The following is a 6,365-nucleotide window of genomic DNA, read 5'->3' on the forward strand; positions in this document are numbered from 1 at the left end:
CCTCGTGTAGGCGGTAGATCCATCACCCCATGCAACGACGAAGGCCCGCCCAAAGCGGGCCTTCGTCGTTTTCGATCCTTGAAAACCTTAGGAGTCCACCAGCCATGTGTTCCATCTTCGCCATGTTCGACCTTGCTGCCGGTGACGACTTGCCCGCACTGCGCAGCCTTGCCTTGCAGATGTCCCAGCGGCAGCGCCACCGCGGACCCGATTGGAGCGGCGTATTCGTCGACGACGGGGCGATCCTGGTGCACGAGCGGCTGGCTATCGTGGACCCGGCCAGTGGCGCGCAGCCGCTGCGCTCGCGCGACGGTGAGCTGGCGCTGGCGGTGAACGGGGAGATCTACAACCACCGGGAATTACGCGCGGACAGCACTTACGACTTCACCACGGGTTCGGACTGCGAGGTGATCAACGCCCTGTACCGCGACCATGGCGCCGACTTCCTGTCGAAACTCAACGGCATTTTCGCTTTTGCACTTTGGGATGCGGCCAACCATCGTTACCTGGTTGCCCGCGACCCGCTTGGCGTGTGTCCGTTGTACTGGGGCCACGACGGTGACGGCCGGTTGTGCGTGGCATCGGAAATGAAGTCCCTGGTGGGGCTGTGCTCGGACATCGCCGAGTTCCCGCCGGGTCACTTCCACGACAGTTCATCGGGTGCCACGGTAAAGTTCTGGCAAACACCTTGGCGCCAGTACGAAGCTACGCAGGGCAAGTCCATTGCGCCGCAGGCGCTGCGCGCCGCCTTCGAAGCCGCCGTGCACCGGCAGATGATGACGGACGTCCCCTATGGTGTGCTGCTATCGGGAGGCCTGGATTCTTCGCTGGTGGCGGCCGTGGCTGCGCAGTTCGCCCGCCGCCGCGTCGAGGACGACGACCGTGGCGAAGCCTGGTGGCCGCGCCTGCATTCCTTTGCCATCGGCCTGGCAGGCTCGCCGGATCTGGCTGCCGCGGAGGTAGCCGCCAAGGCACTGGACACCGTGCACCACGGCTTTACCTACACCTTCGACGAGGGTCTGGATGCGCTGCCTGAAGTGATCCGCCACATCGAGACCTACGACGTGACCACGATCCGTGCCTCCACGCCGATGTACTTGCTGGCGCGGCGGATCAAGGCCATGGGCGTGAAGATGGTGCTGTCCGGCGAGGGGTCGGACGAGATATTCGGCGGCTATCTTTACTTCCACAAGGCGCCCTCGGCGCGGGATTTCCACGAGGAAACCGTGCGCAAGCTCGATGCGCTGCACAGTTACGATTGCCTCCGGGCGAACAAGTCGATGGCCGCCTGGGGCGTGGAGGCCCGCGTGCCGTTCCTTGACCTTCAGTTCATCGACACGGCCATGGGCATCGATGCGAAGGAGAAGATGGTGCCTGACGGCGGCATGGAAAAAGCCATCCTGCGCCAGGCCTTCGAAGGTGCGCTGCCCCATTCGATCCTGTGGCGGCAGAAAGAGCAATTCAGCGACGGCGTGGGTTATGGCTGGATCGATGGCCTCAAGGCGCATGCCGAACGTGCTGTCAGCGATCGTGAATTTGCCGCGGCCGCATCGCGCTTTCCCTACAACACGCCGGCCACCAAGGAAGCCTACTTCTACCGCCGCATCTTCGAGCAGCATTTCCCGGGCGAAGCCTGTGCCATCACCGTCCCCGGCGGTAAATCCATCGCCTGCTCCTCCCCTGCGGCGCTGGCCTGGGACCCGGCCTTCGCTGCCGCGGCTGACCCCTCCGGCCGCGCCGTGGCGGGGGTGCACCGGCAGGCCCTTGAGGCGGGTCCGGCGGCCACGATGGTATGATGGCCAGCTATTCCCCAATACTTTCCCGGGCCCGACATGATCGAGACCAATCCCATCCTTGCGCGTATCACCGACCTCGCCGGCCGGGTGGAATCGCTCAGGGGGTATCTTTGACTACGCTGTAAAGAAGGAACGCCTGGAAGAAGTCGGCCGCGAACTGGAAAGTCCCACCGTGTGGGACGACCCCAAGCGCGCCCAGGAACTCGGCCGCGAACGCGCCAGCCTGGACACCATCGTCACTGGTATCGACGAGCTCTCCACGGGCCTTGCCGACGCCGGTGAATTGCTGGAGATGGCCGCCGCCGACGGTGATGAAGCCACCGTGGCTTCCATCGAAGCCGATCTCGCCAAACTCGACGCCCGTGTCAACAAGCTGGAATTCCAGCGCATGTTTTCCGGCGAGATGGACGCCAGCTACGCCTTCGTTGACATCCAGGCTGGTGCCGGCGGTACCGAGGCCCAGGACTGGGCCGAGATGCTGCTGCGCATGTACCTGCGCTGGTGCGAGGCGCGCGGCTGGAGAACCGAGTTGATGGAAGCCAGCGCCGGTGAAGTGGCGGGCATCAAGTCAGCTACCTTCCGCGTGGAGGGCGAATACGCCTACGGCTGGCTGAAGACCGAGATCGGCGTGCACCGCCTGGTGCGCAAGAGTCCCTTCGATTCGGACAACCGCCGCCATACCAGCTTCACTTCGGTGTTCGTGTCGCCGGAAGTGGACGACGAAATCGAGATCGACATCAATCCGGCCGACCTCAAAACCGACGTCTACCGCTCGTCGGGCGCCGGCGGACAGCACGTCAACAAGACCGAATCGGCCGTGCGCATCACCCATGTGCCAACCAATACGGTGGTGGCGTGCCAGACCGAACGAAGCCAGCATGCCAACCGCGACCGCGCGATGAAGATGCTCAAGGCCAAGCTGTACGAGCTTGAGGTCATGAAGCGCAACGCCGAGAAAGACGCCCTCGAGGCCACCAAGTCGGACATCGGCTGGGGCAGCCAGATCCGCAACTACGTGCTGGACCAGTCCCGCATCAAGGACCTGCGCACCGGTATCGAACGCACCGACACGCAGAAGGTGCTCGACGGCGATCTGGACGAGTTCATCGAGGCGAGCCTTAAGTCGGGGCTGGAAGCGGGCTCCAAGCGAGTGGATGCGTAGCTGGCGAGGCGAACGTAACCGCGGCTTGCCCATGCCGCAGCGCAGCAGCTAGAGTGCCGGGTTGTCCCTGGGCGTGCGGCCTGGGGAATCCCCGAGCACACAGTAGCCTTCCGATGACCGAGATCACGCCTGCCGCCCCGCCCGTTGACGAAAATCGCCTGATCGCCGAGCGGCGCGAGAAACTGGGCGGCCTGCGCAAGGCCGGCGTGGCGTTCCCCAACGACTTTCGCGTCGACAGCTTCGCCGGCGACCTCCAGGCCGACTATGCAGATGTCGAGAAATGGACAGCCGAGGCCATCGAGGCCGCGCCGCGCCGCGTCGCCGTGGCCGGCCGCATCGTGTTGCGCCGCATCCAGGGCAAGGTGAGTTTCGTCCAGTTGCAGGATGGCACCGGGCGCATCCAGCTGTTCATCCACCAGGGTACGTTGGGCGAGCCGTACGAAGCCTTCAAGGGCTGGGACGTGGGTGACATTGTCGGCGCCGAAGGTGTGCTGATGCGCACCAAGACCGGCGAGCTGTCGGTGAAGGTGGACGTCCTGCGCCTGCTTACCAAGTCACTGCGCCCACTGCCAGACAAATTCCACGGCCTGGCCGACGTTGAACAGCGCTACCGCCAGCGCTACGTCGATTTGATCGTGACCGAGGAGTCGCGCCGTGCCTTCGCGCTGCGCTCGAAGACCATCGGCTTCATCCGCACATGGCTGGAGGCGTCGCCCCGCCGCTTCATGGAAGTGGAGACGCCGATGATGCACATCATCCCCGGCGGCGCCACGGCGCGTCCCTTCATCACCCATCACAACGCGCTGGACATCGACCTCTACCTGCGCGTGGCGCCGGAGCTTTACCTGAAGCGCCTGGTGGTGGGCGGCTTCGATCGCGTGTACGAGATCAACCGCAATTTCCGCAACGAGGGCGTGTCCACCCGGCACAACCCCGAGTTCACTATGCTCGAGCTGTACCAGGCCTACGCCACGTACCACGACATCATGGACATCACCGAAGGCATGATTCGCGAGGCGGCGCGCAACGTGCTGGGTACGACCGAACTGGAATGGGATGGCGTCGCCATCGATGTCGGCCCGGCCTTCCGCCGCTGGCGCATGGAAGACGCCGTGCTCGAGCTCAACCCCGAGATCAAGCCCTCGGAACTGCGCGACCGCGAGGCGATGGCCGTACACGCCAGGCGGCTGGGCGTGAACGTCAAGCCCGGCTACGGCTGGGGCAAGCTGTTGCTTGAGATCTTCGAAAAGACGGTCGAACACACCCTGGTGCAGCCGACCTTCATCACCGACCATCCGGTGGAAGTGTCCCCCCTGGCCCGCGAGAGCGACACCGATCCCGGCATCACCGACCGCTTCGAACTGTTCGTCAACGGCAAGGAACTGGCCAATGGATTCTCGGAGCTGAATGATCCGGAAGACCAGGCGGCGCGATTCCAGGCTCAGGTGGATGCCAAGGACGCCGGCGACGACGAGGCGATGCATTTCGATGCCGACTACATCCGCGCGCTGGAGGTCGGCCTGCCGCCTACCGGCGGCCTGGGCGTGGGCATCGACCGCCTGGTGATGCTGCTGGCCAATGCCTCGTCGATCCGCGATGTGCTGTTGTTCCCTTACATGAGGCCGGAAGCATGAGCCTCCGCCGAACCTTGAGCCGGGCCCTTGTGGCCATGCTGCTGGTGGCAGCGGCGTCCGCCTGTTCGGGCCAGGACGATAGCGAAAAGGCCGGCGCCAACGCTCCGCAAAGCGAGTTGCCGCCACCCCTGGTGGTGCCAGACGAGGCGGCAGCGGTAGCGCGCGTCAGCGCCTCGCTGCACAAGAACAAATTCACCACGATCCCCGACGATTGCCTGAGCTTCATTCCGTACGAGGCGGACGCACAGAACTTCGTGGTGGATGTCCATGAACGCCATGGCGGCGCCTGCGGCGGCGACCTGACCACCTCACCACGGTTGTTCACCTACCAGGTGGCGAAGGCCTCCGGTGCCATGCAGACCGATGCCAGCGATCCGCCGGCGGGCCTTTTCCATAAGGTTGACTAGGCGGCGGGAGAGGGGCAGGTCGGTTAACATGGTCGACTTTCCCTTGGGACCAAGAAGGCCGTGACGGAAGCGAAAGTTGCCCAGATTCATGCGCTGCTGACGGCTGCCCTGGCGCCTGAAGCGCTGGTGGTGACCGACGAAGGGCACAAGCATGCCGGCCATGCGGGCGAGGGCAAGGGCCATTTCCATGTGGCGATCACTGCCGCAGCCTTCGCCGGCCAGTCGCCCATCAAGCGCCACCGCATGGTCTACGCTGCCCTGGAATGCATGCTGCCTGACGGCATCCATGCCTTGGCGATCGACGCCCGGGCACCTGAAGAGTTGAAGAAATAAGCACTTGCCGGACATTCCTCCCCTGGAATCTTTCGTTGCGACGCGTTGCGTCGCGGGGAGGCGTTTGGCACAGTGGTCCGTCGGGCGGCGCGGGGGCGTCGCCTGACCTAGCCGTTTTCCTTGGATACAAGAATCAATGCGCCTGACCACCATCAAGCTGGCCGGTTTCAAGTCGTTCGTCGACCCGACCACGCTGCACCTGCCCACCAATATGACGGGCGTCGTTGGCCCCAATGGCTGCGGCAAGTCCAACATCATCGATGCCATCCGCTGGGTGATGGGTGAGAGCGCGGCCAGCCGACTGCGCGGCGATTCGCTCACCGACGTGATCTTCTCAGGCTCCACGTCGCGAAAGCCGGTCGGCCAGGCCATGGTGGAACTGATTTTCGACAACGCCGACGGCACCATCCAGGGCGAGCTGGCGCAATACGCGGAAATTTCCGTCAAGCGCCTGGTCAGCCGCGATGGGCAATCGTCGTATTTCCTCAACGGCGGGCGCTGCCGCCGCCGCGACATCACCGACCTCTTCCTGGGTACGGGCCTGGGCCCCCGCAGCTACTCGATCATCGAGCAGGGCATGATCAGCCAGATCATCGAGGCCCACCCTGACGAACTGCGCACCCACCTGGAGGAAGCCGCCGGCATCTCCAAGTACAAGGAACGCCGCAAGGAAACCGAAAGCCGGATCAAGTCCACCCGCGAGAACCTCGACCGCGTGAAGGACGTGCGCGACGAGGTCGATAAACAGCTCGACCACTTGAACCGCCAGGCCCGCGCGGCCGAGCGCTGGAAGGCGCTGAAGGAAGAGCAGACCCGCCGCGAGGCGGAGCTGCGCGCGCTGGAATACCGGACCCTGCATCGCCAGCACGAAGGCGAGGGCGATGGCCTGCGCCATGCCGAACTCGAGATCGAGCGGCACCAGGCCACCCAGCGCCAGGTCGAGGCGCAGCTGGAAAGCGTGCGCGACCGTCACCATGGCGCGTCCGAGCATCTGAACAGCGTGCAGGCCGACGTCTATAAGGTCGGCGCCGAG

General features: G+C 64.6%; 6 protein-coding genes. All 6 read left to right on the forward strand.

Going from position 1 to position 6,365, the window contains the following annotated elements; translation table 11 throughout:
• The first annotated feature begins 104 nt into the window (after nt 1–104).
• Nucleotides 105–1,796, forward strand: a complete 1,692-nt coding sequence (gene asnB / locus VK519_RS00165) for an asparagine synthase B (RefSeq protein ID WP_324346495.1) — start codon at nt 105–107, stop codon at nt 1,794–1,796.
• Nucleotides 1,797–1,832: 36 nt separating this feature from the next.
• Nucleotides 1,833–2,958, forward strand: a protein-coding gene (gene prfB / locus VK519_RS00170) for a peptide chain release factor 2 (RefSeq protein WP_324346496.1) whose coding sequence is annotated in 2 segments (ribosomal slippage) — nt 1,833–1,907 and nt 1,909–2,958 — 1,125 coding nt in all. Because the reading frame shifts where the segments join, the coding sequence is not laid out codon by codon here.
• A gap of 113 nt (nt 2,959–3,071) precedes the next feature.
• Nucleotides 3,072–4,592, forward strand: coding sequence for a lysine--tRNA ligase (gene lysS / locus VK519_RS00175; RefSeq protein ID WP_324346498.1), 1,521 nt, complete (start codon nt 3,072–3,074; stop codon nt 4,590–4,592).
• Nucleotides 4,589–4,999 carry a hypothetical protein gene (locus tag VK519_RS00180; RefSeq protein ID WP_324346500.1) on the forward strand — a complete coding sequence of 137 codons (411 nt, stop codon included), beginning with the start codon at nt 4,589–4,591 and terminating at the stop codon, nt 4,997–4,999. The genes lysS and VK519_RS00180 overlap by 4 nt, the downstream gene beginning before the upstream one ends.
• Nucleotides 5,000–5,059: 60 nt before the next feature.
• Nucleotides 5,060–5,332 carry a BolA family protein gene (locus VK519_RS00185; protein ID WP_324346502.1) on the forward strand — a complete coding sequence of 91 codons (273 nt, stop codon included), beginning with the start codon at nt 5,060–5,062 and terminating at the stop codon, nt 5,330–5,332.
• Between the two features lie 136 nt (nt 5,333–5,468).
• Nucleotides 5,469–6,365: chromosome segregation SMC family protein (locus VK519_RS00190; protein WP_324346504.1), on the forward strand; the 897-nt coding region annotated here is incomplete at its 3' end.

It is taken from the genome of Pinirhizobacter sp. (assembly GCF_035317885.1).
Lineage (GTDB): Bacteria > Pseudomonadota > Gammaproteobacteria > Xanthomonadales > Rhodanobacteraceae > Pinirhizobacter.